This window comes from Pseudoflavonifractor sp. An44 (assembly GCF_002161675.1).
Classification (GTDB): Bacteria; Bacillota; Clostridia; order Oscillospirales; family Oscillospiraceae; genus Enterenecus; species Enterenecus faecium.
This window is the reverse complement of the sequence record NZ_NFIH01000021.1, coordinates 18,746-45,401: the sequence shown is the minus strand read 5'-3', so window position 1 is coordinate 45,401 and position 26,656 is coordinate 18,746. Positions and strand designations below refer to the sequence as shown.

The following is a 26,656-nucleotide window of genomic DNA, read 5'->3' as shown; positions in this document are numbered from 1 at the left end:
GTGCAGGTGGGAGCCTGATCCACGGTGTAATCATCCTCCCAGGCGTGACCGGTGGCGGGAATCACCTCGTCCCGGGTCTCGCCGCAGACGGTGCAGGTGTAGCGCATGGTGCCGTTTTCTGTGCAGGTGGCAGGGGTGAGGACAGTGCCCTGGTCCCAGGTGTGACCGGTGGCGGGAATCACCTCGTCCCGGGTCTCGCCGCAGACGGTGCAGGTGTAGCGCATGGTACCGTTTTCCGTGCAAGTGGCGGGGGTGATGACAGTGCCCTGGTCCCAGGTGTGACCAGTGGCGGGGATCACCTCATCCCGGGTCTCGCCGCAGACGGTGCAGGTATAGCGCATGGTGCCGCTTTCCGTGCAGGTGGCGGGGGTGAAGACGGTGCCCTGGTCCCAGGTGTGGCCGGTGGCGGGGATGGTCTGGACATCGGTGACGGCATCGCACCGGGAGCAGTGGATGGACTTGCTGCCGTCCTGGGTGCAGGTGGGAGCCTGATCCACGGTGTAGTCATCCTCCCAGGAGTGGCCGGTGGGATCGACGCCCCGGGTCTCGGTATAGCCGCAGACGGAGCAGGAGCGCTGCTCACTGCCGCTCTGGGTGCAGGTGGGAGAGGTGACGGTGGTCCAGGGGCCAAAGGTGTGGCCGGTGGCGGGGATGGCTTCGGTATAGCTGTCGCCGCACATGGAACAGGTATAGGTGCGCACACCATCCACGGTGCAAGTGGGCTCCGTGGTGACAGAGGCCACATAGTCGTGGGGCAGCATAGGTACCTCAGTCTGGGCCACGATCACCGTGTTGCACACGGAGCAGTGACTGCCTTCCGTGAGGCCGGTGTGGGTGCAGGTGGGGGCAACGGCAGGATCGATGACAACGGTGTGGCCGGTGGCGGGGATGGCCTCGGTCTTGGTCGCCCCACACAGCTGGCAGGTGTAGGTGCACACCCCGTCCTGGGTGCAGGTGGGCTCAGTGGTGACGACACCGTCATCCCACTGGTGCTGACAGGGGGCCTGGGTGACGGTGACCGAGCAGGTGACGGTCTGGCCCGCCACGGTGGCGGAGAGGGTGGCGCTGCCCGCCCCCAGGGCGGTGAGCTTGTCGCCCTCCACCTTCACCACATCGCTGCCTGCCGTCACAGTCCAGTTGGGCTCCAGCGTCACATGGATTTCAGGGGTGTGGTCCCAGGTGCTGTTGGTCGTCAGCGTGGCGGACACGGTGGGCAGGTCTGCCTGCTCTCCAGCCGTCAGAGACAGGGGGGAGATGGCGTCCAGGGTGACGCTGCGGATGGAGTCGGACGCCACCCGGATGTCCACGGTGGCAGCGGTGGCGGGGGTGGTCTCCGTGGTGTTGGGGTTTGCCAGGGTGCCAAACTCCTGAACCCAGAAATGCACCCCGCCGTATACCACATGGGCAATGCCGATGGAGGTCATGTCCTGGGAGAGCATATTGCGGCGGTGACCCTGGCCGGAATAGTCCTCGTTGTCCTCCCGCCAGCCCTCAAAGACATCTTGGGCGGAGGTGTAGCCAATGGCAATGTTCTCCGATGCGCTGTGGTAATAGACGCCAAACTCCCGGAATGCGGAATACCAGCTAGTACCGTCCGGGCGGATGTGACCATACGCCACCACGATTTCCGCGGCCCGCTGCATGGCTATTTTCTCCAGGTTGTAGTCGTAGACGAAGTCCTTGAGCTTACCGGATACATCGGTTTTGGCGGAATTGTCCTGGTTCCAGTACCAGGCATCGTCGCTGGCACGGAAGTCATTGATCAGTGTCAGCATATCCCGGGCGTCGGTCTGGGAATAGGTGACATCCAATTGGACGTTGATGTCAGTGCCGGCGGCAGAGACGGGGGCGGCGCAGGTGAGCACAAACACAGCGCTCAGCGCCAGAGCAAGACATCGGCGAATCAGCTTTTTCATGATTGATACCCTCCTAATCGTATCATTGTGGTACTATTGTAGTCCTCATGTCAGGAATAGTCAACCATATAAGACAATATTTACAAAGAAGTTCCCCTGGCCTAGAGGGAAGAAATCGCCTGTCCCGGAGGCGAGGAGCACCCGGGACAGGCGATGTGTGTGGGAATTATTTTGTGGCCCAGTTGCCGGTGGCGGAGGCGGTGAGGTAGGCGTTGATGAAGCCGTCCAGGTCGCCGTCCATCACGGCATTGATGTTGGAGGTCTCGTAGGCGGTGCGGTTGTCCTTCACCAGCTGGTAGGGCATGAACACGTAGGAACGAATCTGGCTGCCCCACTCGATTTTCAGCTGCACGCCCTTGATGTCGGAGATCTTGTCCAGGTGCTCCTGCTCCTTGATTTGGATGAGCTTGGAGCGCAGCATCTTCATACAGGTCTCCCGGTTTTGCAGCTGGCTTCGCTCGGTCTGGCAGGCCACCACCAGGCCGGAGGGCTTGTGGATCAGTCGCACGGCGGAGGAGGTCTTGTTGACGTGCTGGCCGCCGGCACCGGAGGCGCGGTAGACCTGCATCTCAATGTCCTCGGGGCGGATCTCCACTTCCACGCTGTCGTCGATCTCGGGGGTGACCTCCACGGCGGCGAAGGAGGTCTGACGGCGGGCGTTGGCGTCGAAGGGGGAGACGCGCACCAGGCGGTGCACCCCGTGCTCGCTTTTCAGGTAGCCGTAGGCGTTCTCGCCGTCAATGCGGATGGTGGCGGACTTGATGCCCGCCTCGTCCCCGTCCTGGTAGTCCAGAATGGAGTAGGTAAAGCCGTGGCGCTCGGCCCAGCGGGTGTACATGCGGTAGAGCATCTGGGCCCAGTCCTGGGCCTCGGTGCCGCCGGCGCCGGCCTGGAGGGAGACAATGGCGGGGGAGGGGTCGTACTCGCCGGACAGGAGGGTGGCCAGACGGGCCTCCTCCATGTTGCGCAGAAGGCCCTCGAAGCCCTCTTCCACCTCGGGCACCAGGGATTCGTCCTCCTCCTCGTTGCCCATCTCACACATGACCATCAGGTCGTCCCAGGTGGACAGACGCTTGGCCTGGGCGTTGATCTTGCCCTCCAGCTGGCTGATGCGCTGCTGGATCTTCCGGGCCTTCTCCACGTTGTCCCAGAACCCGTCGGAGGCGGACTCCGCCTGGAGCATATCCAGCTCCCGCTCAGCGGCCTCCAGGTCCAGGGCCTGCCCCAGCTCCTCCAGCTCGGGCTTGAGGTTGTTGAGTTTTACCTTGTATTCGTCAAATTGCAGCATTCTCGTTCATCCTTTAACCGGCCCATGGCCATAATATATCCCATATATTATATAGAAAGGCCCCTGGGTTGTAAAGGGGGGAGATTCCCGTCAAAAAGATGATTTTTCACCGTCAACGCTGGCTGACAATTGGCCCGGCCTGGCCCATAAAGATCAGGTCGTCCACGTCCTGGGCGGGGGTGTTGGATTTCGGGGGTGTGGTTTGCAACAACATGGTCAATCGCTCCGTTTCTGTCAATGTCTGTGGAGGAGGGACGGGCAAATTCCCGCCACACTCCCCCGTATACCATGTAGTATATGCAAACCAGGGTGAAAAGTTGCGTGAAATATGGAGAATCATTTTTTGCAGGAAAAAAGAAAAACCCGGCGGCGCAGCGTCAGCTGCACCGCCGGGTGGAGTGTTTTGGCCGTTATTCCGCGGAAATCATATAGTAGTACACGGGCTGGCCGCCGCTGAGCAGAGTGATCTCAGCGTTGGGGCACAGGCGCTGGAACAGGGCCAGGGCCTTGCCGGCGGACTCCTCGTCCACATCCTCACCGTAGAAGATGTTGATGAACTCTGCCGTTTGCTGGGTCTCGGCCTGGGCCAGGTTCTCCAGCAGCTCCTCCATGGACTTGGCGGTGCCGAACAGCTGGCCGTCGCTGAGGGCCATGTAGTCGCCCTCCTGGATGGCGAAGCCGTCAAAGTCGGAGTTGCGGGCGGCGTAGGTCACCTCGCTGGTGTGCACGTGGCTCATGGCCTCGGTCATGGCGTCCACGTTGTCCTGCACGGGACCCTCGGGGTCCATCACCAGCAGGGTGGAGATGCCCTGGGGCACGGTGCGGGTGGGGATGACCACCACTTCCCGGCCCTCAATGAGGCCCACACACTGCTGGGCGGCCATGATGATGTTCTTGTTGTTGGGCAGCACGAACACGGTCTCGGCGGGGGTGCGGGCGATCTCCCGCAGAATGTCCTCGGTGGAGGGGTTCATGGTCTGGCCGCCGGAGATGATGCCGTCCACGCCCAGGTCCCGGAACACGGAGGCCAGGCCGCCGCCGGCACACACGGCCACCACGCCGTACTTCTTCTCCACGGGGGCCACCGTAGTCTGCTTCTCCTCGTGGTGGTCGTCCTCCAGGTCGTCCACGCTCTGGGCCTTGCGTCCAGCGGCCAGATCGTCGGCCTGGGTGCGCATGTTCTCAATCTTGGCCAGCTCCAGGGTGCCGTACTTCTGGGCCTCGTTGAGGGCGTTGCCGGGGATGTTGGTGTGGACGTGGACCTTAAAGGCCTCGTCGTCCTCACCGATGACCAGGCTGTCACCGATGCTGTTGAGGTAAGTGCGGAAGGGGCCCAGGTTGACATCGGGCTGGGCTTTGCGGACAATAAAGACGGTGTCAAAGGCGAAGGTGATCTCCTCCTGGCTCATGGCCATAAAGTCCGCCTTGTCCTTGGTCTGGGGGGCGTCGTCCCGGTAGTCCTGGGGAGCGGGAATACCCCGCATCTCGTCCAGCATACCCTGGAGGATGATGAGGAAGCCCTTACCACCGGCGTCCACCACGCCCGCCTTCTTCAGCACGGGGTTTTGGTTGATGGTCTCAGCCAGGGCCTCCTGGCCGTGGGCGATGGCAGCCTCCAGCACGTGCTCGGCGCTGTTCTGCTCCTGGGCGGCCTCAGCGGCAGCCTTGGCGGCCAGGCGGGAGACGGTGAGGATGGTGCCCTCAGCAGGCTTCATGACGGCCTTGTAGGCGGCGGACACGCCCTCGTGGAGGGCGGCGGCCAGGGCCACGCCGTCGGCGGTGTCGTGGTCCTTCAGGGCCTTGGACACGCCGCGGAAGAGCAGGGAGAGGATGACGCCGGAGTTGCCACGGGCGCCCCGCAGCAGGGCGGAGGCGTTGGTGGCGGCAGCCTGGGCCACGGTGGTGGCGGGCTTTTTCTTGGCCTCAGCGGCGGCGGTGCCAATGGTCAGGGACATGTTGGTGCCGGTGTCGCCGTCGGGCACAGGGAAGACGTTGAGCTCGTTGATGCTCTGTTTCTGGGCGTTGATGGAGGCAGCAGCGTGCACCACCATGCGCTGAAACAATGCGCCGTCAATGATGTCGATCATAATGTTAGCAAATTCCTTTCTATCAGCGCTGGCCTTAGCCGATGACCATGGAGTCTACGCACACGGAGACGCTGCGCACTTCCACGCCGGTGAGGCGGTTGACGTTGTACTTGACTTCACTTTGGATGGAGCGGCTCACGGCCACCAGATTGACCCCGTTGTCCACGATGATGTGCAGCTCAATGGACACGGAATCGTCCTCGTGATAGACCAGCTTCACGCCTTTGGACATGGACTCCCGGCGGAGCAGATGAACCAGGCCGTCGGTCTTGGAGCGGAAGGCCATCCCTTTCACGCCGTAGCAGCTGGTAGCCACAGCGCCGGTGATGTTGCTGAACACTTCGCTGGCAATGCGGATGCGGCCAATTTCAGTTTGTATCTTCATGGAACCCTTCCTTTCTATGGTAAGAGTGGGAAATGTGTGGTCAAGACAAAGCTTTAGTCAATACATTGTATTCCATTTTGGAGGAAAAAACAAGGGGAGTTTTCCCACATAGGCGGGGGAAAGGATGGAAAATTTCAAGAGAAATTCCCGGTTTCTGGTGCAATTTGTGGAAGGAGGCCCGGAGGGCCGGAGAGGGGGGAAAGGGAATTGTGAATTTTTTTCAAATCCCATTGTTTTTTGCACGCAAATCGTGTAAACTATGACGTACCGAAACACACAAGGGAGGGACTGAACATGAAAGTCATCCGCTTTATCTTGAAGGCAGCCGCCGTGGCTATGGCCGTGAGCGCCGTGGTATGCGTGGTGATGGCATACTGGGACAAGATCGTGGACACATTCTACGCCATTGCCGACAAGGTGGAGGAGAAGAAGGCCAACTGCTGCTTCTGTTCCTCCGAGTACGACGATTACGAGGATATCGACCTGTAAGCAAAAAAGGGGCCGCTGAGCGATCAGCGGCCCCTTTTTTGGCAATGAATAATGATAAATGAAGAATGAAGAATGAAGAATTGTGGTGTGCCGCAACAGCGGCACGGATTTTATGAGGGGCAAGCCCTACAACGGTCACTACCGAAAGCCTAGGCAGGTTCAGGAAGCTGAAAAAGCTTTCAGGACCTGCATTTTTCGTTTTTCATTCTTCGTTATTCATTTGCAAAAAAGACCGGGGGGAAGCAATTTGCTTCCCCCCGGAGCTTTTTTGCATTAGCTGCGGCGCTTGCGGGTCACGTAAGCGGCGCCGGTGAGCAGGCTCACAGAGCCAGCCAGAGCAGCCACGTACACCATCAGCTGAGCGGAGTCGCCAGTCTGAGGCACGTTCTCGGGCTTCTGGGTGGTCTGGGGCTTGTCGGTGGTCTCGGGAGCGCCACCGGCGGTGAGGCCGTCCATAGCAGCGGACAGAGCGGCGACCGCGTTGTCCACGGTGGCCTGATCGTCCTCGGACAGGGTCTCGTCAGCCAGCACGGACTGAGCGGTGGCCAGAGCGGAGCGGAACACGGCCACGGACTCGGCGGTGTAGCCGGTCAGGTCGATGCCCTCAGCCTTGCCGATGAGGTCTTCCAGGATGGACTTGTCGGCCTTGTAGCGCTGGGCCAGGATGGCGTTCATCAGGGCATCCACAGCGGTCTCCACGTCGCCCTGGAGGGCGTCGCCGTCGTCCATGACCTTCTGGCCGGCGTTCAGAGCGTCCAGCAGCTCCTGCCAGTGGTCCTGCACGTACTTGCTCTGGTTGGCGACCATGGTCTCAGCCTTGGCGATGAGCACTTCCAGAATGTCCTTGTCGCCCTGCTTCAGGCCCAGGGACCAGATGCCAGTGAGCAGGTTGTCCCAAGCGGTGTTCACCTGCTCCTGGGTGGCGTTGGGGTCGTCCAGCACGGTCTTGGCCTCGTCCAGGGCCTTCTGGAAGATGGCCACGGCGGAGTCCACCACGCCGGTGGTGTCCAGGGTCACAGCGTAGTCGTAGGTGGCCTGGAGCAGAGCCTTGTTGGCCTCCTGGCCGGGCTGATCGGGCACACGGGCCTCCACAGCGGCGTTCATGGCCTCCACGGCGGTGTTCAGAGCCTCCTGGGTCACGGGCTCACCCAGGGTGTTGTCAGCCAGAATGGCCTCCACAGCGGCGATGGCGTCGTTGAGGGCGGCGATGGACTCGGCGGTGTAGCCGGGCTCAGCGGCAGCGGCCTTGGCCTCGTCCACCTGAGGCTGCACGCCGTAGGTGTTCAGGGCCACGAAGCGGTCGCCCTGGATCTCGATCTCGTTGAGGTAGATGCCGTCGGTGTAGGCGATGCGGAAGGCGGTGACGCCCTTGAGCTGGTTGGCGGGATAGACCCGGGAACCGGAGGTGCTGGCGTCAGGGGCGTACTCCAGCAGGGTCTCGCCGTCGGCGGTGACAGCGTACACGCTCACGCCGTCCCAGCTGTCCAGGGCGTTGTACAGCACCAGGGCGTTGGCCTTGGCACTCTCGTAGACGTTGTACACCACTTCACCCTCGCCGGTGGCCTGGATGAAGCTCATCACGTCCCGGTCGGTGAGCTTGGCCTCGCCCACGCCGTTGACGGTGGCCACGTACTCAGCGTCGGTGGACACCCCGTGGAACTCGGCGATCTTCAGCCAGTTGGTGGAGCGGGACTCGGTGACGGTGGCCCGGATGGCCTTGGCCTGGACGGTGTCGAAGGTGACGGCGATGGCGCCGGAGACAAAGTCATCGCTGTCCACGATGCCCACGGAGTTCCAGTTGCCGTCGGTGTCCTGATACTCCAGGTTCACCTTACCAACCATGCGGTCACCATCGGTGGTGGTGGTGTACTCGATGCGGTTGATGCTGGTGGGGGCGGAGTAGGTGACGGTGAGGCTGGTGCCGGGCTGCTGGCTGTTGAGCCAGACGAAGGTGGTGTTGTTGTAGTCGTTGATGTTGCTGGTGGGGTAGTTGTTGGGCTCATAGATCTGGGCGCTGGAGGTGACGGAGGCGATGGACACCACCTGAGCGGCGATGGACACCTGGGTCAGGTCCACGGAAATCTCCTCAGCGGTGTTGTTCATCACACGCACATAGCGGGCCTGAGTGCCGGCGGCAAAGCCGGTCCAGGTCTTGCCGTCCAGGGAGATCTGGACGTTCAGGTCGTCCAGGCCGGACACGGAGGACAGAGCCACCAGCTGGGCCAGGTCGAACTGGACATAGGAGCCGGAGGCCAGGGTCACGGTCTCGCCGTCGGTGACGGTGAAGGTGTTGCCGGACTTGGCCATGGCCCAGCCCTCCGTGTTGGTGTCGGTGTAGACGAAGGGGTCGGAGGCGTCAGTGAAGAAGGAGCCGCCGGCCTGAGTCATGATGTAGCGGGCGAAGGGCAGGATGTAGAGGTTGCCGGGGCTGGTGACATAGTTGCTGATGGTCTGGCTGGTGCCCTGGCCCTCCAGGCTCTCCACCTTGTACTTCTCCAGGGTGTCGATGCCGTTGGAGAGGTAGATGGCGTTCATCAGGTGATCGAAGCGCTGGCTCTCCTCGCCATACATGGCCTGGATGCAGTCGATGATGATCTGGCTCATGTCATTGAGGCGGTACACCCAGGGGCGAATCTCCTCTTCCAGGTTCACCAGCTTGTAATCATCGCTGTCCTTGAGGGTGAGGATGAGCTGGCAGGAATCCACGATCTTCTGCATCTCCTCCAGCACGGCCGGATAGTTGGAGCTGTCCGACTTGTAGGCGTTGAAGATGGAGTTGATGTTGGTGTGGTCCTGGTTCTTGGCAGCGTGGCTGGCAAACACACGCAGGGCCTCCTGCATGGCGGGGTCATCGGTGTAGGAGGCAAAGGACTCCTCCCAGTTGCTCTGGACATCGAAGTTGGCGGTGTTCCAGGTGTAGTCGGCCACGCCGTACAGGGCCACCTTGGAGGCCTCGGCCTGGTTCATGGGGTTGGACAGAACGCCCAGACTGGCGGTGACGTCCAAATCGGTGGCGTACACGGAGTCCAGACGGTTCATGAGCATCTGGTCGTCAATGTTGTCGTTGACGGGGTAGTTCCACCACATGACGGGCTTCTTGCCGGTGTACTGCTGGATCTTCAGCAGGTCGGAGTTGCGGATGGGGGACCACACGCCGGAGCCGGTCATCATCATGATGACGTTGTTGCCCTGGTTGGCCTCACGGAAGGCGCCCAGGTTGGTCTCCAGCTGAGAGGAGGACCCGAAGCCCAGGGCGTAGAAGCTGGGCACGTAGTAGGTGCCGGCCACGTGGTCGGCGGGATCCTCGGAGCCGTTGTACTTGTCCTCCAGGCGGCGCTGGAGCTCGGCCATCATGTAGGCCTGGTTCTCAGAACCACGCAGAGCCACGCCGGTGTCGATGTCGTCCACAAACACGCCGAACTGGCGCACGCCCAGATCGTACATGTGGGAGAACTTCTCCATGATGTCGTCAATGCCCTGCTCCACGCTGTCACGGTCGGTGAAGTTGATGCCGTTTTGCATGGCGGGGTGGATGGACCAGGCAAAGGAGATGTTGTTCTCGGCGGCAGCGGCGGTGATGGTGCGCATGTCGTCCTGGGTCATCATGCCGTAGAAGCGCTGCTCGTCGGTGATCTCGGTGGGATACTCATCCCGCCAGTTGCCCAGGTGATAGGGGTCGCCCTTGGGGCCGTAGACGAAGGTGTTCATCTTGTTGTCTTCCATGTACTCGAACAGGGAGAGAATGTCCTCCACAGAGTACACCTTGCCATAGAAGCCCTCGACGATGCCGCGGTACTGCATGTTGGCATAGTCCTCGATGGTGGCGCAGGTCAGCTGCTGACCGGCCACGGTCTCCATGGCGTCGTCCAGGGTGGCCAGGCCGTAGTACACGGCGTCGTCGTCCTCACCCAGGATGGTCACGCGGCCATTGGAGTTGATGTCCACAAAGTGGGCGTCATACTTGGTCTCGCTGGCCACAAACAGGTCGTCGGAGTAGCCGGTGGTGTTGGTGTCCACGTTCTCAGTAGAGCCGTGCAACCCTAACGCCAGGGTGCTCTCCTCATAGTTCTCGGTGACGGTGTAGGACACGCCCTGCTTGTCCATGATCTCCTGCACCCGGCCACGGGTAACGTCGGTGATGCCGGACTCATAGTAGACCTTGACGTTGTCAAAGTCGATGAGGTTGTACTGCATCTCCAGCTTCTGGGGGGTGGGGTTGAGGTCATAGGTGTTGTCCAGATCGGTCTGGGACAGAATGGTCACGGGAATCTCCACGTCGGCGCTGTTGCCCAGGTAGGAGACCGTGGCGGTGAGGGTGGCCTGGGTGGTGGTCTCAGGCAGGGTCACCTTCAGCATTCCGTACTCCACGGTGAGGTAGGGAGAGTCGCTCTTCCAGGTGACGGTGGCGCCGTAGTCGGTGGTCTCCACCAGGGACACATCCCGGCTCAGAGCGTTCCACTTCTGGGCGTTCTCCAGCTGGGTCTTGGCCTGGCCGAAGACGAAGTCCCAGGTGTTGTTGTACACTTCCATCTCGTAAATGGACACGCAGGTCCAGATGTCAGGGAAGTTCTCGGTGACATACACCCGGACATAGCGGGCCGTGACCTCGTCAAAGGTGAGGGTGCGGGTCTCCTCGGGCTGGCCGTCGGTGATGTTGGCCACGCCACGCCACTCATTGCCGTCGTCGGAGACCTGAACCTTGTAGGCCTTGCCGCCGGACTTCTCCCAGAACAGACGGACGCAGTTGAAGGTGGTGGGCTCGCCGAAGTCCAGGCGCAGCCACTGGGGATTGTTCTCCACAGAGCCGCTGGACCAGCGGGTGTCCATGTTGCCGTCGTTGGCCTTCTCCTGGGTGAAGTTAGAGGTCTCGTTGGCGGACGAGGCGGCGGTGGCCTTGAGGGCCAGGTTGGGGCTGGTCGCCTCATTGGCGAGGGTGGCAGCGGAGTTGGTGATCTCGTCGGCCTGGGTCTGAGGCAGGGCAGCGGCATAGCTGACCGTGGACAGACACATGGCACACACGGTGACCAGAGCGCCGACTTTTTTGGTAATCTTGCGCATGGTTGATGTTCCTCCTATTCTCCTTAAGTGAAGATGTACGGGACAATTTGGGGGATGTATCACCTCCTGATGGGACAAGATGGACGCCGTGGGGAACTCCCACGGTAGAGGTACCGACGAAAAAGACCAGACGACACCAAAGGGGCCCATATCACAGAGATACGCCCCCTTTCGGTTCATCTGGTTTTGCCCATACGGTAACAATCCTTCTTGTTGTTCACTTGCTACCAGTATACCACTGGATATGGAAAAAGTAAACAAAAGAAGGATTGTTATATCTCATGAAACTGTATGAATTATATTGTCCATTCTGTCTATACCAGGCCCAGCTTGGCAAATACCACTTGGGCCAGCTCATACCGGGGCAGAGGCCGGTCCAGGAAGTATTCCAGGGCGAAAATGGCCTGATAGATGAGCATGGGCAGGCCGTTGCAGGTCTTGAGACCCCGGGTCTGGGCCTGACGCAGCAATTCGGTGCAGGCGGGGTAGTAGATGAGGTCCATCACCCCGGCGTCACGGGGAAGAGCATCCAGGAAGGAGAAGTCCTCAAACTGGTGGGGGCAGTCGTCCATGCCCAGGTTGGTGCAGTTGATGACCAGCTGGGACTGGGAGCACACCTGGGAGAGGGTGCTGGGGTCGAAGCCCACGGGGATGAGGGTGCCGGAGGCGTCCAGCTGGCACAGCTGGTGGGCCTTGGGCAGGGTGCGGTTGCACACCCAGATGCGCTCGGCCTTGGTCTGGGCCAGGCGCAGGGCCACCGCCCGGGCAGCGCCCCCCGCCCCCAGCAGTACCACCTGCCGGGCGGGCCACATGCCCATGTGCACCAGGGACTCCAGACAGCCGTCCCCGTCGGTGTTGTGGCCAATCCACGTTCCGTCCCGGCGGCAGACGGTGTTCACCGCCCCGTATAGCTCCACTTCCTCCCCCAACTGGTCCATCAGGGGCACCAGGTCCTCCTTGTGGGGCATGGTGGCGTTGAAGCCGGTGATGCCCTGGACCTCAGCCTGGGCCAGGTACTGGGCCACCTCCCCCTTTTTCACCAGGTGGGGGGTGTAGGGAATGTCCAGCCCCAGGTAGTCCAGCATGGTGGTCTGGATGATGGGGGATTTGGAGTGGGAGATGGGATCACCGATGACTTGCAGCATGGTTATTGTCCCCCTTTGAGGAAGAAGTCCATGGCCCGCAGGTAGCCCTGGAGGCCCAGGCCGTAGATTTGGCCCACACACCCCGAGGCGGTGACGGACACCGAGCGGAAGGGCTCCCGGGCGTGGATGTTGCCGATGAGCACCTCGAAGGCGGGGGTGTTCACCGCCAGCAGGGCATCGAGAATGGCGTAGGAGTAGTGGGCGTAGGCGCCGGGATTGATGATGATGGCGTCATAGATGCCGTCGGCGGCCTGAATCTGGTCCACAATGTCCCCCTCGTGGTTGGACTGATAGCAGGTGGCGGTGGAGTTATGTACCTTGGCGTACTCCTCGATCATGGTGCACAGAGAGGCGTAATTTTCGTGGTTTTCCCGGCCGTACAGCTCCACATCCCCCTTGCCCAACAGGTTCAGGTTGGGGCCGTTGATGATGAGAAACTTCTTGCCCACCTCGGAGATCTTCTCCAGAATTTCCGCAACGGTGGCCTCCGGTGTGGAAAAGTCCTGGATGATCACGTCGGCGGCGGACAGGTACAGGGGCAGACGGTGGTGGTGGCGCTCCACAAAGGCGTGGTGTCCCTCCTGGGCCAGGGGGCGGCCCTCGGTGTCCAGGCTGGCGCAGATCTCGTCGATGGGGCGGTCCAGGAACACCAGAATGCCGTTGCGGCGCAGGGAGGTCACATTTTTCCGGGACAGCACCGCCCCGCCGCCGGTGGCGATGACCAAACCCTCCTGGCTGCTCAGCTGCTCCAGCACCTGGCTTTCCAGGGAGCGGAAGCCCCGCTCGCCGTCCTGGGCGAAGATCTGGGAGATGGTGCGCCCGGTGGTCCCCTCCATCAGCTCGTCGCAGTCCACGAAGGGGCGGCCCAGCTGCTGGGCCAACATATGTCCGGCGGTGGTTTTTCCACAGCCCATCATACCAATGAGGATAATATTCTTCATGCTTCTTCCTCCAAATTCGACACGAAGTTGCCAAGTACCCGGAAGTCTCCGGTGGTCTGGGACAGCTCATGGAGCACATCGGCGATCTCCGGGGTGTTCAGGTTCCCGGTGAACTCCAAGAAGAACATGTACTCCCAGCTGTGCTGGGGCAGGGGGCGGGATTCCAGCTTCACCATGTTCAGGCCGTGGACGGCGAAGATGGTGAGAATCTCGTGGAGGGAGCCCGCCTCATGGGGGAGGAGAAAGACGGTGCTGATCTTGTCAGCGCCCTCCCGCAGCTCCACCTGGGGAGAGACCACCACAAAGCGGGTGGTGTTGTGGGGGTTGTCGTTGGTGGGACAGACCAGGATGTTCAGCCCGTAGATCTGGGCGGCCCGGGCCGAGCACAGGGCGGCTTTTGTCAGGTCGCCGCTCTCGGCCACCATCTTGGCCGACCCGGCGGTGTCCGACTGGGTCATGGGCCGCCAGTTGGGGTGTTGGCTTAGAAATTTGGCGCTTTGCAGCAGGCCCTGTTCGTGGGAGTACACCTGGGTGATGGTGTCCAGGGTGGCCCCGGGCAGGGCCATGAGGCAGTGGTCCACCTTCACTGTGGTTTCCCCCATCAGGAAGAAATCGTATTCCGACAGCAGATCGTAGATTTGGCGGATGGCGCCCGTGGAGCTATTTTCAATGGGGAGCACCGCATAGTCCGCCCGGCCCTCTTTCAGGGCCAGAAAGGTGTCCTCAAATTGGGGCAGCCCGGTGGCCTGGACCCCTTCGCCGAAGAAGTTGACACAGGCCTGCTCACTGTACGCCCCAGGCTCGCCCTGGAACACCACCCGGGGGTTCTGGATGGGCTCCCGTATCTGGGACAGGGCCTGGACAAACCGGGGAACGCCGGGGTTATCCGCCCGTTCCCGGGTCAGGTCCCGCTGTTGGCGGCGGGAGATGGACATCATGGTCTGAAAGAGGGTGGTGACGCCGGGGCGCAGGTTTCCGTCCACCAGACGGGCCTTGTCCTGGAGCACCTGGCGCTCTCTCTGAGCGTCCAGCACCGGGATGCCTCGCTCCAGCTTGTACTGGCCCACCTGTCCGGTCACCGCCATGCGCTGGCGGAACAGCTCTACCATCTGTCGGTCAATGCGGTCGATTTCCTCTCTATACTGCTGCAATTCATCCATGGGAATGGCCTCCAATGAAACTCCGTGCCGCTATGCGGCACACCACAATTCTTCATGATTCATTCTTAATTCTTCGTTTTTCCGGCCTGAACGGCCGGAAATCAGATTCCCAGCAGCTGGCAGGCGGCCAGGGCTGCGGCGGCCTCAATGACGGGGACCGCCCGGGGGACCACACAGGGGTCGTGCCGCCCCTGGAGCTCCAGCTCCGCATGTTCCATGCGGTTCATATCAATGGTAAATTGGGTGCGGGCGATGGAGGGGGTGGGGCGCATGGTCACCTCGAACACCAGGGGCATGCCGTTGGTGATGCCGCCGTTGATGCCCCCGGCGCAGTTCTGCTCCGCCCCGACGTTTCCATGTTCGTCCACGTACAGGGGGTCGTTGGCCTCGGAGCCCCGCATGAGGGAGAAGGCGGTGCCAGCGCCGAAGGCCACCGCCTTCACCGCCGGGACGGCGAACAGGTACTGGGAGAAGATGCCCTCGGCGTTCTCCCCGAAGTCAGGGGAGCCGTATCCGGCGGGGAGTCCGAACACCCCGCACTCAATGGAGCCGCCCACGGAGTCCTGGTCCTCCTTGGCCTCCAAAATGGCCTCCTGCATCTCCTGGCCCTTCTCGTCGTTGAGCACCGGGAAGTCCTTGTCCGCCACCCCTTTCAGGGTATCCCAGTCCTCCAGGGCCTCGTCGTTGACCCCGTAGATGGAGCTGATGTGGGCCCCCACGGTGATACCACGCTGGGCCAGAATCTGCTTGGCGATGGCCCCGGCAAATACCAGGGGCGCGGTGAGCCGCCCGGAGAAGTGGCCGCCGCCCCGGTAGTCGTTGAAGCCCTGGTAGCGGACGTGGGCGGGGTAGTCGGCGTGGCCGGGCCGGGCCAGGTCACGGGTTTTGCTGTAATCCGCCGAGCGGGTGTCGGTGTTGGCAATCATGGCGCACAGGGGGGACCCGGTGGTCTTTCCCTCAAATACCCCGGAGAGCACCTGGACCTGGTCGGCCTCCTTGCGGGCGGTGGCCAGGGGGGACTTGCCGGGGGCCCGGCGGGCCATGTCTTTCTCAATGGCGGCCCAGTCCAGCTCCAGCCCGGCGGGCACCCCTGTCAGGGTGACGCCAATGGCGGGGCCGTGGGATTCGCCGAAAATGGTATAGTTCATAGGATTTCCTCGCTTTTTACAATGGTTCCACCCAGCTTCTCATAGACCTCCCAGAAGTCGGGGAAGGATTTGGCCACACACTGAGCACCTGTGAGGGTGACGGGAGCCTCACACCGGGTGGCGGCCATGGCAGCCATCATGGCGATGCGGTGGTCGTTGTGGCAGGGGACGGTGACGCCCCCGGCGAATTGGGCTATACCCCGGATGGTGAGCCCCTGGGAGAGCTCCTCCACCTGGGCACCCAGTTCGTTGAGGACCTGGGAGGTGGTGGCCAGTCGGTCGCTCTCCTTGATGCGCAGCCGGGCCGCCCCCACAATGTGGGTGGTTTTCCCCTCCATACCAGCGGCCAGGGCCGCCAGGGGGGGCACCAGGTCGGGGCACTGGCTCACGTCCAAAGTGACGGTGTGTCCCGCCCCGGTGAGCTGCTCATAGAAGGAGACAATGCGCCGGTCTCCCTGGGGGGAGTGGGGGTCCAGACCCTGGATGTCCAGGTCATTGCCCAGCCCCAGCCCGGCGTAGAAAAAGCCCGCCTGGGACCAGTCCGCCTCCACGCTGCCCTGAATGGGGGAGTAGTGCTGGGAACCGGGGACGGTGTATCCGTCCAACGTAATGCCCGCCTGGTGGAGGGCCTGCCGGGTCATGGCCACGTAGTCCTCCGACTCCAGGGGGGAGGTGAGGGTGATGGTGGAGGTGCCCTCCACCAGGGGCAGGGCGTACAGCAGCCCGGTGACGAACTGGCTGGACACGTTGCCCGGCAGGGGGTAGTCCCCGGGGGGGAGCTGGCCCTGGACCGTGAGCACCCCGTCTTCCAGGGCGTAGGAGATGCCTTTGGCCTCGAAGAGATCAAAGTAGGGCTTTTGGGGCCGCTCCATCAGCCGCCCCTGTCCGGTGAACACGCCCCCGCCCGCCACCGCCAGGGCGATGGGGATGAGAAAGCGGAGGGTGGAGCCGGACTCCCCGCAGTCCAGGCGGGGAAGGGAAGGGGTGGGGCGGTTCATGGTGAGGCCCTGCACCGTCAGGGTGGACCCGGACCAGGTGAAGGAGGCACCCAGGGCCTCCATACACCGGATGGTGGCCAGAATGTCCTGGGATGGGGCCACGTGGGTGAGCACGCTCTCCCCAGAGGCCAGGGCGGCGGCGATGATGAGCCGGTGAGCCTGGCTTTTGGAGGGAGGAGGCGTGACGGGGCCGTGAAGCTTGGTGGGGGTGATGGTGACGTTCATAGCAATACCTCGTTACAGCATCTCCAGCAGCTGCTGTTTCAAAATGGGGTAGGCCAGGGCGTGGCCGGGTCGGTCCAGGAGGATGAGGGAGAGGGAGGAGCCCGCCCCCTTCTTGTCCAGGCCGATGGCGGCGGCGTAGTCCGCCTGGGAACAGGGAATGGCGGTGGGCAGGCCGAAGGCCTCCACCAGTTGGGCGATGTCCGGGGCCAGGTGGGCGGGGGTGAGACCCAGGGCGGTGCCCAGTTGGGCGGCCCGAACCATCCCGGCGGCCACGGCCTGGCCGTGGGTGTGGGTGGTGTAGTGGCCCGCCAGCTCGTAGGCGTGGCCCAGGGTGTGGCCGAAGTTGAGAATCATCCGCCGCCCGGTGTCCAGCTCGTCCTCTGCCACCACCTCCGCCTTGATGCGGCAGCAGGTGTACAGCACCTGTTCCATGTTGGCCATGATGGCGGAGCGGGAGGGGTTCTGGCTCAGAAACTCCAAAAAGCCCTGGTCGGCGATGCAGCCGTACTTGATGACCTCCGCCATGCCGTCGGCAAAGGTCTCGTGGGGGAGGGTGCCCAGCACCTCCGGGTCCATGAGCACCAGCCGGGGCTGGTAGAAGGTCCCCGCCAGGTTTTTCCCCTCGGGCAGGTCGATGGCCACCTTGCCCCCCACCGAGGAGTCCACCTGGGCCAGGAGGGTGGTGGGAATCTGGATGAGGGCCACCCCCCGCAGGATGGTGGCGGCGGCAAAGCCCGCCAGGTCCCCCACCACGCCGCCCCCCAGGGCCACCACGCAGTCGGTGCGGGTGAGGCCGAACTGGGCGAAGCTGCTCCACAGCCGGGCCAGCTGCTTGGAGCACTTGCTCTGCTCCCCGGCGGGGACCACAAAGGTCTCCACCTGGAACCCGGCCCGGGCCAGGCTGTGGGCCACCGTCTCGCCGTACAGCGGGGCCACGTGGGAGTCGGTGACCAGGGCCACTTTCCGGGCCTGGGGGACCACCGAGCAGATGTAGCCCCCGGCCTGGGGGAGCAGGCCGGGCCTTATGAGAATGTCATACTCCCGTCCGGGGAGGGGGACTGTGAGGGTTCGCATGGGGGATATCTCCTCTCAGAGTTTGTCGATGGCCTGGGCCAAAGTGTCCAAAAAGGCCTCCTCGCCCCAGGTGTTGAGCTTGAAGAACATGGCCTGACTGCCGCCGGCGGTGATGGCGGTCAGGCGCAGCTGGTCGCCCTGTCCCGTGAGGGTCATACACAGGGCCACCCGGTTGCCGCCGGTGTAGCTGTACCGCTCGTACATACGCACGGCGCAGCGGACGTCGCCCATAGTGTACACCGTGCCGTCCTCGTAGGAGGCGGACATGCTGCCGTTTAAGATGGCTTGGTCCAGGGTGCGGAGGACTTGGTCAAAGTTTCCTGTGAGGGTGCGCTCTAGCATGGCCATAGTTCATACTCCTCTCTCGTTGTATGTTAGGTGAGGGTTTTGCCCATCAGCTCCACCAGGGGCACCACCTTGTCCATGAGGCGGCGGAACTTCTCGGGGGTCAGGGACTGCTGGCCGTCGCACTTGGCACAGGCGGGGTTGTTGTGCACCTCGATCATCAAACCGTCGGCGCCCACAGCGGCGGCGGCCATGGCCAGGGGCTCCACCATCCAGTACATCCCGGCGGCGTGGGAGGGGTCCACCACGATGGGAAGGTGGCTCATGCGGCGGATGGCGGGGATGGCGGACAGGTCCAGGGTGTTACGGGTGAAGGTCTCGAAGGTACGCACCCCTCGCTCGCACAAAATCACGTTTTCATTGCCGGCGGCCATGATGTACTCCGCCGACATAATCCACTCCTCGTAGGTGTTGGCCAGGCCCCGCTTGAGCAAAATGGGCTTGGACATCTTGCCCACTTCTTTGAGAAGGTCGAAGTTCTGCATGTTCCGGGCGCCAATCTGCACTAAATCCACCTTTTCCTCGAAGAGCTCGCAGTATTTGGGGCTCATCAGCTCGGTGACGATGGGCAGCCCGGTCTCTGCCTTGGCTTCCAGCAGCAAATCCAGGCCGGGGGTGCCCATGCCCTGGAAGGCGTAGGGGGAGGTGCGGGGCTTGAAAGCGCCGCCCCGCAGCAGGGAGGCCCCGGAGGCCTTCACCGACTGGGCCACGTCAATGATCTGCTCCCGGCTCTCCACCGAGCAGGGCCCGGCGATGACGGTGAATCCACCGCCGCCGATGACGGCGTTGCCAATACGCACGGCGCTGTCCTCGGGGTGGAACTTCCGGTTGGCCTTCTTGTATGGCTCCTGGACCCGCATCACCCGGTCCACGTCCTGGTGGATGGTGAGTTTGTCCTGGTCAATTTGGGAGGTGTCTCCCACCAGGCCCAGAATGGAGCAGCCCACGCCCTTGGTGATGCTCACCCGCACTTCCGGGTGGTCTGTCTCCAGCTGGTGGGCCAGAGCCTGGATGGTATCTTGTGTGGCAGAGGGCTTCATCACGATAACCATACGTTGTTCATCCTTTCTACTTGTCTCAGCGGCTGGGAAGAGGTCCCCGGTATGCAAAAACGCCCATTGACTGCCAATGCGTCAATGAGCGTCCCATTCCGGTATGTCAGCAGTTGCCCCCACGGGTGTGGGTGCCAAACGCCTCACTCATATGCCACATTGCTCCACGACAAATTTGCCGTACCCGGTAAATCGAGTAAAGCCATAATAAGCCATGAAGTTGTGGGCAGACAGACGGGCCATTGCTGTAAACCTCGTTTCGTTCAAGTGAGGCTATTATAGACCACACAGCCAGAAAATGCAAGTCTTTTTTTCTGGTGCGCTAAAGTGAGAAAGATGCAGGGCATTGACAAGGGGGCGGAGGAGGGAATAGGATAGCAGCAAAGACCACAGGAGGGAGCACCAAACATGGAACATCGCGTAGAATTGCTGGCAGTGGGCACCGAGCTGCTGCTGGGCAACATTTTAAATACCAACGCCCGGGATTTAAGCCAGCTCTTATCTGGGCTGGGCCTCAACGTCTACCACCACACCGTGGTGGGGGACAACCCCGCCCGCCTGGCCCAGGCGGTGGAGATTGCCAAGGGCCGGGCAGACATCCTCATCACCACTGGAGGGCTGGGGCCCACCTGCGACGACTTGACCAAAAAGGTGGTGGCGGGGGCCTTCGGGCTCCCTCTGGAGTTTCACCCCGAGTGTGAGCAGAGCATCCGGGACTACTTTGCCAAGTCCGGGCGCACCATGACGGCCAACAACCTCCAGCAGGCCTATCTGCCAAAGGGGTGCACGGTGCTGGAAAACCGCTGGGGCACCGCCCCGGGCTGTGCCTTCTGCGTGGATGGCGTGCATGTGGTGATGCTCCCCGGCCCGCCCCGGGAGTGTCTGCCCATGTTCCGGGAGGAGGTGACCCCGTATCTGGCCCAACTCACCCAGGGGGTCATTCATTCCCGCACCCTGCGCATTTTCGGCCTGGGCGAGTCGGGGGTGGAGCAGCTGCTCCGGGACAAAATGAGCACCCTCCAAAATCCCACCCTGGCCCCTTACGCCAAGGAGGGGGAGGTGGAGCTGCGCATCACCGCCAAGGCAGAGAGTGTGGAGGCAGCCAAAGAGATGATCGCCCCGGTGGAACAGGAGGTCCGGGACATCCTGGGGGACCAGGTCTACGGGGCGGATGTGACTTCCCTGGAGGAAGTGGTGGTGCCCATGCTGGCCAAACAGGGCCTGACCCTGGGTACTGCCGAGAGCTGCACCGGGGGCCTCATTGCCAAGCGGGTCACCGACGTGCCCGGGGCCTCGGCAGTGCTCCAGGGCGGCGTGGTGAGCTACACCAATGCCGTCAAGCACAACGTGCTGGGGGTGTCCCAGGAGGTGCTGGAGCAGCAGGGAGCGGTGTGCGCCGAGGTGGCCCGGCAGATGGCCCAGGGGGCGATGAGGGTGCTGGGCTGTGACCTGGCGGTGTCCACCACCGGGGTGGCGGGCCCGGACAGCGATGACCGGGGCAACCCGGTGGGGCTGGTGTATGTGGCCCTGGCCACACCCGAGGGCTGTGAGGCGGTGGAGCTGCACCTGGGGGGCGCTGCCCAGCGCCGGGACCGAGTGCGGACCCTGGCGGCCAATCATGCCCTGGATTTGGTGCGGAAATACTGCCTAAAAATGAATAATGAAGAATGAATAATGAAGAATTGTGGTGTGCCGCGTAGCGGCACGGATTGGAATGGAAAAGGCCCGGCGCATCTGCGCCGGGCCGTATGCGGAATAAAAAAGAAGGTCTGACGTAAGTCAGAACTTCTTTTTCTGGAGCGAGTGACGAGGCTCGAACTCGCTTCCGTACCCACAAAAGCCCATGGCTTTTGCGGGGCCCCCAACCTCAGATTTCAAGTTAAGGTGGAGGTAGCGAGTTCCCGAGACAAGAAAAAATGGAGACATACCCGAACAGGTACGCCTCCATTTACATGGAGCGAGTGACGAGGCTCGAACTCGCTACCTCCACCTTGGCAAGGTGGCGCTCTACCAGATGAGCTACACTCGCAACGACAAAGGGTATGATACCAGAGGGAAGAGGATTTGTCAAGGGTGAAATGAAAAAATGTGGAGCGGCAGACACTCCTGGCGGCGGAAACGCCGCGCACCAGGGTGAGGGCCTGGAAACAGAGGCACAGACTCACAGAGAAGGGGCGCTTTCCATAGACTTGCCAGGCTATCTATGTGACCCCACCGGGGCCAGGGCCGACGGTCGGATTGACGCAGTTCCAGCCTCGTACCCCAGGGGGGTACTTAGGGGGGAACGCCCTAAGCGGGTTTTGGTACCTTTTGCCCGGTCAAAAGGTACCCCCAGCGGGTAGCGTCCCCACCGGGCTGGGAAGCCTGAACTATGCTGTTTAGAAGGACAACCCCTTGTCAGCCTTGCGGCTGACAGCTCCCTTTACACAAGGGAGCCGATGGAGGAGGACGAGTTCACCGAGACAAGAAAAATGGAGACATACCCGAACAGGTACGTCTCCATGGGGCCCCGCAAGGCGGGGCGGCGCGGGTGCGCCGTACAAGTGTTTTCGCCTGAGGCGAAAACCTTGGCGCAGCCGGAATTGACTTCCGGCGAGCATTGAAATAACCTACGGATGCCAAATAAAAACGGCCTGACTTAAGTCAGACCGTTTTTGTTTGGAGCGAGTGACGAGGCTCGAACTCGCTTCCGTACCCACAAAAGCCCATGGCTTTTGCGGGGCCCCCAACCTCAGATTTCAAGTTAAGGTGGAGGTAGCGAGTTCGCTAAGACAAGAAAAAATGGAGATATACCCAGATAGGCATATCTCCATACTATGGAGCGAGTGACGAGGCTCGAACTCGCTACCTCCACCTTGGCAAGGTGGCGCTCTACCAGATGAGCTACACTCGCGACAACAAAAGGGATGATACCAGATATCATCCCTTTTGTCAACACAAAATTCAAAGTTTCTCGAAAAAACGTTTCCTTATTCCTCCCCGTTTTCCCGACAGGCGGGATAGAGAGAGGTGGACCAGCTATACCCCTGGTCGGTCATCTGCTGGTCGGTGTACAGCTTCAGGGGCTGGTCCGGGTGGAGGGACTGGGCCAACAGGTGGCGATAGCCGTGGTCGGTGGCCACAATGAGCCATAGGGTGCGGATGGAGTTCTGAGAGCCCAACACCATGGTGTACTCCATCCCCGCCTCTTGCAGCAGGGCTTCCAGGCCCAGCAGCAGCCCCTGGTCGCTGGCGGGCTTGCCGGACAGGGCGTCCAGGGCGGTGAGGGAACCGGTGGTGGAGGGAGCGGCCACGCTCTGGACCAGGCCGGTGAGCTGTTCCAGGGTGTAGGGGGTCTGGGCGGACTCCTCCAGCATCTGGCCCGCCAGAGTCTCCAGAGACTTGGCGTATTCCTCCAGGTCCATCTGGGTGTCCGGCCAGGTGAGGGTCAGCTCTACAATGCGCTGGGCCCCGGATTCCGGATAGAGGGACGCGGAGATTTTGGGAGGCTCCAGAGCGGTCTGGGGGTTGCTGTAAAAGGCCAGCCAGAACAGGGACTCCACGGCGGCGGCATCCCCGGAGAAGTAGCTCACCCGGGAGATGCTCTGGGACTGCCGGGTGGAGATGACCCGGGTCAGTTCGCCCCGTAGCCCGGAAAGGCCAGCCACAGACTGAATGGAGGACACCACCTGAGCCGAGCGAGAGTAGACAATGCGCACATCCACCTCGTAGTAGGTGAGAATGCGGGTGCTGTCATACTTCATGGAGCGCACCGAGAATACCCCCAGGGGGTCCTCGGTCATGACCTCGTTGCAGGCGCGCTCCAAGTCCGACTCCACATCCCCGGCGTAGTTGTATAGCCGCAACGTGCCGTTGGTGGAGTGCTGGTTGACGAAGTAGAGCAGGGCGTTGACCAGACCCTGATAGTTCTCCACCCGCAGGATGGAGGAGTCCTCCGTCACCGAGTAGTCCAGGTGGGTGGCGGAGGAGACGTAGCTGCGCTCCAGCATGGCGGTGCAGCCGGACAGGGTGAGGGCGGTGGCAAGGCCCAGGGCCAGCAGTCGTACTTTCATGAGTCTCCCTCCTTTGCCCCATGTGGGGCGGCTTAGAGTCCGTCGGAGTGGTACACCCGGAAGCCCTCGCCCAGCACCTCATGGGCGTCGCACACGATGAGGAAGGCGTTGGGGTCCAGGCCCTTCACGGCGGACTTGATGGTGGCGATCTCCCGCTGCTTGAAGGCGCACAGGAGCACCTGCTTTTCCGCCCCGGTGTAGGCGCCCTGGCCGTGGAGGATGGTGACACCCTTGTCCAGGTCCTCCACCAGGGTGCGGCGGATCTCCTCGTTGTGGTCGCTGATGATGTAGGCCACCTTGGCGGTGTCCATGCCGTAGAGGACCCCATCCAGAGCCAGGGTGGAGATGTACAGGGCCACCAGGCCGTAGAGGGCGGTGTTGATGGTCTGGAAGGCCAGGGCCACGGACACCACTACGATCAGGTCCACGGCCAGCAGCAGCTTGCCCATGGGCAGCCACTTGAACACCAGCTTGAGAAGCCGGGCGGCCAGGTCGGTGCCGCCGGTGGTGGCGCCCTGCTGGAACACAAAGCCCAGGGACAGGCCCATGAGCAGGCCGCCGAAGATACAGGCCAGCAGAGGCTCCATGGGCTGCCAGTCATACAGAGGGGTGAGAATGTCGATGAACACCGAGGAGATGAACATGGCGTACAGAGACAGCACCAGCAGCCGCCCGCCAATGAACCTCCAGCCCAGGATAAACAGGGGGATGTTGAGCACGATCACCGTCATACCCACAGGGCAGGCGGGGATGAAGTGGTTGATGATCTGAGCCACGCCGGTGATGCCGCCGAAGGCGATGTTGTTGGGGGCAAAGCACCACACAAAGCCCAGCGCGTAGATGGCGGAGGCGAAGGTGATGACCAGAATGGCCCACAGATTTTTCTTTACATTCATAGCTTCTCCTTGTTACAGCAGAGACAGCTGCGTCTCGCCACGGTCCTCTTCCTTTAGCAGTGCACCGGCAATGGGCAGGGAGCGGGCCCGGTACCGGGGGGCGTTTACAATGGTGGTTTCGCTCAGGGGCTTGGCCCACTCCACCTTGTACTTGGGTTTCAGGGTCATGATGTTCACACCCTGGGTGGAGCGGGTGGACTTGGGGGTGAGGGAGGCGGTGTGGAACACCACGCAGCGCCCCTCGGTGGAGCATACCGCCATTTCGGTGTCCTCCGAGAGTACCAGAGCGGACACCAGGGGGGACTTGTCCGAGTAGGCGGTGGTAAGCTTTTTCCGCCGGGTCTGGGTCTGGTAGGCCCCCAGCTCCACCCGGGCGGCCTTGCCGTTTTCAAAGAAGAAGAGCAGGTGGGCGGAGTAGTCGCCGGGACAGCAGGCCCACACCACCTTTTCCTCTGGGTCCATACCCAGCTTGGTGGGCAGGTAGTCGCCCAGAATGCTGGCCTTGGAGTCGTCGAAGTCGGACAGGCGGGTCTTGTAGCACTGCTGGCGGTCGGTGAACACCAGCAGCTCGTCCCGGTTGCTCCCCTCCCAGTGCAGGTAGGGGCCGTCCCCCTCCTTGTACTTCTGCTCTCCGCTCATGCGCAGAGACTGGGGGGTGATCTTTTTAAAATACCCCTCCTGGGAGAGAAAGACGTGGACGGGGTAGTCCGGGGCCTCCTGGGCGGCGGCCTTTTCGGCGGAGAGGTTCTCGTACTCGTAGATGATCTCGGTGCGCCGGGGGGTGTCGTACTTCTTCTTCACCTGCTGCAGCTCGGTGATGATGACCTTCTGAATCCGCTTGGGGGAGTTCATCAGGTCAGTGAGGTCCGCAATCTCCTCTTCCAGGGTGGAGACCTCCTCCACCCGCTTGAGGATGTACTCTTTGTTGATGTTGCGCAGCCGGATGTCTGCCACGTACTCGGCCTGAATCTGGTCGATGCCGAACCCGATCATCAGGTTGGGCACCACCTCCGCCTCCTCCTCTGTCTCCCGGATGATGGCGATGGCCTTGTCGATGTCCAGCAGAATCTGCTTCAAACCCCGGAGCAGGTGCAGCTTGTCCTCTTTCTTTTTGCAGATGTGGTAGGTGCGGCGGCGCACGCAGTCCATCCGCCACGCCGTCCACTCGTCCAGAATCTCGCCCACTCCCATCACCCGGGGCATGCCCGCAATGAGGATGTTGAAGTTGCAGGAGAAGGAGTCTTGCAGGGGGGTGAGGGAGAAGAGCTTGGCCATGAGCTTGTCCGGGTCGGTGCCACGCTTGAGGTCAATGGCCAGTTTCAGGCCGTCCAGACCCGTCTCATCTCGCATGTCCGAGATTTCCCGGATTTTGCCCGCCTTGATGAGCTCCGCCACCTTGTCAATGATGGCCTCCACGGTGGTGGAGTAGGGGATTTCAGTAACTTCAATGAGGTTTTCGCTCTTGGAATAGTTCCACTTGGCCCGCAGCTTCACGCTGCCCCGACCGGTGCGGTAGATGTCCTCCAGGGCCTTCTGGTCGTAGAGCAGCTGGCCCCCGGTGGAGAAGTCCGGGGCCTTCAAAATGGCCAGCAGGTCCGCCTCCGGGTTCTTCATCCGGGCGATGGCGGCCTCGCACACCTCCCCTAGGTTGAACCCGCACAGGTTGGAGGCCATGCCCACGGCGATGCCCTGGTTGGCCGCCACCAGCACGTTGGGAAAGGTGGTGGGCAGCAGGGTGGGCTCTTGGAGCTTGCCGTCGTAGTTGGGCACAAAGTCCACGGCGTCCTGGTCAATGTCCCGGAATAGTTCCTGACAGATGGCATCCAGCCGCACCTCGGTGTATCGGGAGGCGGCCCAGGCCATGTCCCGGGAGTACACCTTGCCGAAGTTACCTTTGGAGTCCACCAGGGGGTGGAGCAGAGCCCCATAGCCCCGGGAGAGGCGCACCATGGTGTCGTAAATGGCGGCGTCGCCGTGGGGATTTAATTTCATGGTGGCGCCCACCACGTTGGCGCTCTTGGTGCGGGGCCCAGAGAGCAGCTTCATCTGGTACATGGTGTACAGCAGCTTTCGGTGGCTGGGCTTGAAGCCGTCGATTTCCGGGATGGCCCGGGAGACGATCACCGACATGGCGTAGGGCATGTAGTTCAGCTCCAGGGTCTGGGTGATGGGCTGCTCCAGCACCTGGGCGTGGAGTCCCATGACGTTGGGGTTTGTCTTCTTCTTTGCCCCCTCTGCGGGGGACTTCTTCTTAGCCATGTAATTCCGTCCTTATCATGATACGATTTCTAGCGTTAAAATCCACGCTTTGGACTTTCCGGCGTGGGGGTAGGGGAGGGGCTTGCCCCTCCCGTTGCTACCCTGGAATTGCCCTGGTGATACGGGCGGGGCAAGCCC

Annotated in this window: 18 protein-coding genes and 2 tRNA genes; 2 read left to right on the top strand and 18 right to left on the bottom strand. The window is 62.0% G+C overall.

Going from position 1 to position 26,656, the window contains the following annotated elements; translation table 11 throughout:
• The 4 genes from B5F98_RS09875 to B5F98_RS09860 all read right to left on the bottom strand — a co-directional run.
• A partial coding sequence (locus tag B5F98_RS09875; RefSeq protein ID WP_242961648.1) for a CAP domain-containing protein occupies positions 1-1,916 on the bottom strand: 1,916 nt, incomplete at its 3' end.
• Between the two features lie 166 nt (positions 1,917-2,082).
• On the bottom strand, positions 2,083-3,204 hold the full coding sequence (gene prfB, locus B5F98_RS09870; protein WP_087372050.1) for a peptide chain release factor 2: 1,122 nt from the start codon (positions 3,202-3,204) through the stop codon (positions 2,083-2,085).
• Positions 3,205-3,614: 410 nt separating this feature from the next.
• Positions 3,615-5,291, bottom strand: a complete 1,677-nt coding sequence (locus B5F98_RS09865; protein WP_087372047.1) for a DAK2 domain-containing protein — start codon at positions 5,289-5,291, stop codon at positions 3,615-3,617.
• Positions 5,292-5,325: 34 nt separating this feature from the next.
• Positions 5,326-5,676, bottom strand: a complete 351-nt coding sequence (locus B5F98_RS09860) for an Asp23/Gls24 family envelope stress response protein (protein ID WP_087234398.1) — start codon at positions 5,674-5,676, stop codon at positions 5,326-5,328.
• Between the two features lie 294 nt (positions 5,677-5,970).
• Between B5F98_RS09860 and B5F98_RS09855 the strand changes: the two genes are divergently transcribed.
• Positions 5,971-6,165, top strand: coding sequence for a hypothetical protein (locus tag B5F98_RS09855; protein WP_087372045.1), 195 nt, complete (start codon positions 5,971-5,973; stop codon positions 6,163-6,165).
• A 273-nt stretch (positions 6,166-6,438) separates the two neighbouring features.
• Here B5F98_RS09855 and B5F98_RS09850 read toward each other — a convergent pair whose 3' ends face one another.
• The 9 genes from B5F98_RS09850 to aroF all read right to left on the bottom strand — a co-directional run bounded on the left by B5F98_RS09850 (position 6,439) and on the right by aroF (position 19,311).
• Entirely contained in the window at positions 6,439-11,223 is a 4,785-nt protein-coding gene (locus tag B5F98_RS09850) for a beta-N-acetylglucosaminidase domain-containing protein (RefSeq protein ID WP_158099833.1), read from the bottom strand.
• Positions 11,224-11,537: 314 nt separating this feature from the next.
• Positions 11,538-12,368 (bottom strand): shikimate dehydrogenase, encoded by an 831-nt coding sequence (locus tag B5F98_RS09845; protein WP_087372038.1) that lies wholly within the window; start codon positions 12,366-12,368, stop codon positions 11,538-11,540.
• A gap of 2 nt (positions 12,369-12,370) precedes the next feature.
• Positions 12,371-13,309 carry a type II 3-dehydroquinate dehydratase gene (locus B5F98_RS13530; RefSeq protein WP_087372034.1) on the bottom strand — a complete coding sequence of 313 codons (939 nt, stop codon included), beginning with the start codon at positions 13,307-13,309 and terminating at the stop codon, positions 12,371-12,373.
• Positions 13,306-14,469: a bifunctional chorismate mutase/prephenate dehydratase gene (locus B5F98_RS09835; RefSeq protein WP_087372031.1), complete on the bottom strand. Its 1,164-nt coding sequence runs from the start codon at positions 14,467-14,469 to the stop codon at positions 13,306-13,308. The genes B5F98_RS13530 and B5F98_RS09835 overlap by 4 nt, the downstream gene beginning before the upstream one ends.
• A 101-nt stretch (positions 14,470-14,570) precedes the next feature.
• Positions 14,571-15,617, bottom strand: a complete 1,047-nt coding sequence (gene aroC / locus B5F98_RS09830; RefSeq protein ID WP_087372028.1) for a chorismate synthase — start codon at positions 15,615-15,617, stop codon at positions 14,571-14,573.
• Positions 15,614-16,840: a 3-phosphoshikimate 1-carboxyvinyltransferase gene (locus B5F98_RS09825; protein WP_087372027.1), complete on the bottom strand. Its 1,227-nt coding sequence runs from the start codon at positions 16,838-16,840 to the stop codon at positions 15,614-15,616. Before B5F98_RS09825 ends, aroC begins: the two co-directional genes overlap by 4 nt.
• Positions 16,841-16,852: 12 nt before the next feature.
• Positions 16,853-17,914 (bottom strand): 3-dehydroquinate synthase, encoded by a 1,062-nt coding sequence (gene aroB / locus B5F98_RS09820; protein ID WP_087372023.1) that lies wholly within the window; start codon positions 17,912-17,914, stop codon positions 16,853-16,855.
• Between the two features lie 15 nt (positions 17,915-17,929).
• Positions 17,930-18,262 carry a DUF6054 family protein gene (locus B5F98_RS09815; RefSeq protein WP_087372020.1) on the bottom strand — a complete coding sequence of 111 codons (333 nt, stop codon included), beginning with the start codon at positions 18,260-18,262 and terminating at the stop codon, positions 17,930-17,932.
• A 26-nt stretch (positions 18,263-18,288) separates the two neighbouring features.
• Positions 18,289-19,311, bottom strand: coding sequence for a 3-deoxy-7-phosphoheptulonate synthase (gene aroF, locus B5F98_RS09810; protein ID WP_087372017.1), 1,023 nt, complete (start codon positions 19,309-19,311; stop codon positions 18,289-18,291).
• A gap of 408 nt (positions 19,312-19,719) precedes the next feature.
• On the opposite strand from aroF, the gene B5F98_RS09805 reads away from it, so the two are divergent.
• Positions 19,720-20,982: a competence/damage-inducible protein A gene (locus tag B5F98_RS09805; protein WP_087372014.1), complete on the top strand. Its 1,263-nt coding sequence runs from the start codon at positions 19,720-19,722 to the stop codon at positions 20,980-20,982.
• 282 nt (positions 20,983-21,264) lie between these two features.
• Here B5F98_RS09805 and B5F98_RS09800 read toward each other — a convergent pair.
• The 5 genes from B5F98_RS09800 to B5F98_RS09780 all read right to left on the bottom strand — a co-directional run bounded on the left by B5F98_RS09800 (position 21,265) and on the right by B5F98_RS09780 (position 26,518).
• Positions 21,265-21,340: transfer RNA gene (locus B5F98_RS09800), tRNA-Gly, on the bottom strand.
• Positions 21,341-22,128: 788 nt separating this feature from the next.
• Positions 22,129-22,204: transfer RNA gene (locus tag B5F98_RS09795), tRNA-Gly, on the bottom strand.
• A 76-nt stretch (positions 22,205-22,280) separates the two neighbouring features.
• Complete coding sequence (locus tag B5F98_RS09790; RefSeq protein WP_087372011.1) at positions 22,281-23,363, bottom strand: hypothetical protein; 1,083 nt, start codon at positions 23,361-23,363, stop codon at positions 22,281-22,283.
• Between the two features lie 32 nt (positions 23,364-23,395).
• The gene (locus B5F98_RS09785; protein ID WP_087372009.1) at positions 23,396-24,259 is read right to left on the bottom strand and encodes a YitT family protein; all 864 of its coding nucleotides are present in this window, start codon (positions 24,257-24,259) and stop codon (positions 23,396-23,398) included.
• 12 nt (positions 24,260-24,271) lie between these two features.
• Positions 24,272-26,518, bottom strand: a complete 2,247-nt coding sequence (locus B5F98_RS09780; RefSeq protein ID WP_087372006.1) for a DNA gyrase subunit A — start codon at positions 26,516-26,518, stop codon at positions 24,272-24,274.
• Positions 26,519-26,656: the final 138 nt, after the last annotated feature.

What these genes read in the sequence shown, in the direction of transcription:
- B5F98_RS09815 (WP_087372020.1), bottom strand. Translation starts at nt 18,262, where the DNA reads ATGGCCATGCTAGAGCGCACCCTCACAGGAAACTTTGACCAAGTCCTC.
- B5F98_RS09785 (WP_087372009.1), bottom strand. Translation starts at nt 24,259, where the DNA reads ATGAATGTAAAGAAAAATCTGTGGGCCATTCTGGTCATCACCTTCGCC.
- B5F98_RS09850 (WP_158099833.1), bottom strand. Translation starts at nt 11,223, where the DNA reads ATGCGCAAGATTACCAAAAAAGTCGGCGCTCTGGTCACCGTGTGTGCC.
- B5F98_RS09825 (WP_087372027.1), bottom strand. Translation starts at nt 16,840, where the DNA reads ATGAACGTCACCATCACCCCCACCAAGCTTCACGGCCCCGTCACGCCT.
- B5F98_RS09805 (WP_087372014.1), top strand. Translation starts at nt 19,720, where the DNA reads ATGGAACATCGCGTAGAATTGCTGGCAGTGGGCACCGAGCTGCTGCTG.
- B5F98_RS09855 (WP_087372045.1), top strand. Translation starts at nt 5,971, where the DNA reads ATGAAAGTCATCCGCTTTATCTTGAAGGCAGCCGCCGTGGCTATGGCC.
- B5F98_RS09845 (WP_087372038.1), bottom strand. Translation starts at nt 12,368, where the DNA reads ATGCTGCAAGTCATCGGTGATCCCATCTCCCACTCCAAATCCCCCATC.
- B5F98_RS09780 (WP_087372006.1), bottom strand. Translation starts at nt 26,518, where the DNA reads ATGGCTAAGAAGAAGTCCCCCGCAGAGGGGGCAAAGAAGAAGACAAAC.
- aroC (WP_087372028.1), bottom strand. Translation starts at nt 15,617, where the DNA reads ATGAACTATACCATTTTCGGCGAATCCCACGGCCCCGCCATTGGCGTC.
- aroB (WP_087372023.1), bottom strand. Translation starts at nt 17,914, where the DNA reads ATGCGAACCCTCACAGTCCCCCTCCCCGGACGGGAGTATGACATTCTC.
- prfB (WP_087372050.1), bottom strand. Translation starts at nt 3,204, where the DNA reads ATGCTGCAATTTGACGAATACAAGGTAAAACTCAACAACCTCAAGCCC.
- aroF (WP_087372017.1), bottom strand. Translation starts at nt 19,311, where the DNA reads ATGGTTATCGTGATGAAGCCCTCTGCCACACAAGATACCATCCAGGCT.
- B5F98_RS09865 (WP_087372047.1), bottom strand. Translation starts at nt 5,291, where the DNA reads ATGATCGACATCATTGACGGCGCATTGTTTCAGCGCATGGTGGTGCAC.
- B5F98_RS09860 (WP_087234398.1), bottom strand. Translation starts at nt 5,676, where the DNA reads ATGAAGATACAAACTGAAATTGGCCGCATCCGCATTGCCAGCGAAGTG.
- B5F98_RS13530 (WP_087372034.1), bottom strand. Translation starts at nt 13,309, where the DNA reads ATGAAGAATATTATCCTCATTGGTATGATGGGCTGTGGAAAAACCACC.
- B5F98_RS09835 (WP_087372031.1), bottom strand. Translation starts at nt 14,469, where the DNA reads ATGGATGAATTGCAGCAGTATAGAGAGGAAATCGACCGCATTGACCGA.
- B5F98_RS09790 (WP_087372011.1), bottom strand. Translation starts at nt 23,363, where the DNA reads ATGAAAGTACGACTGCTGGCCCTGGGCCTTGCCACCGCCCTCACCCTG.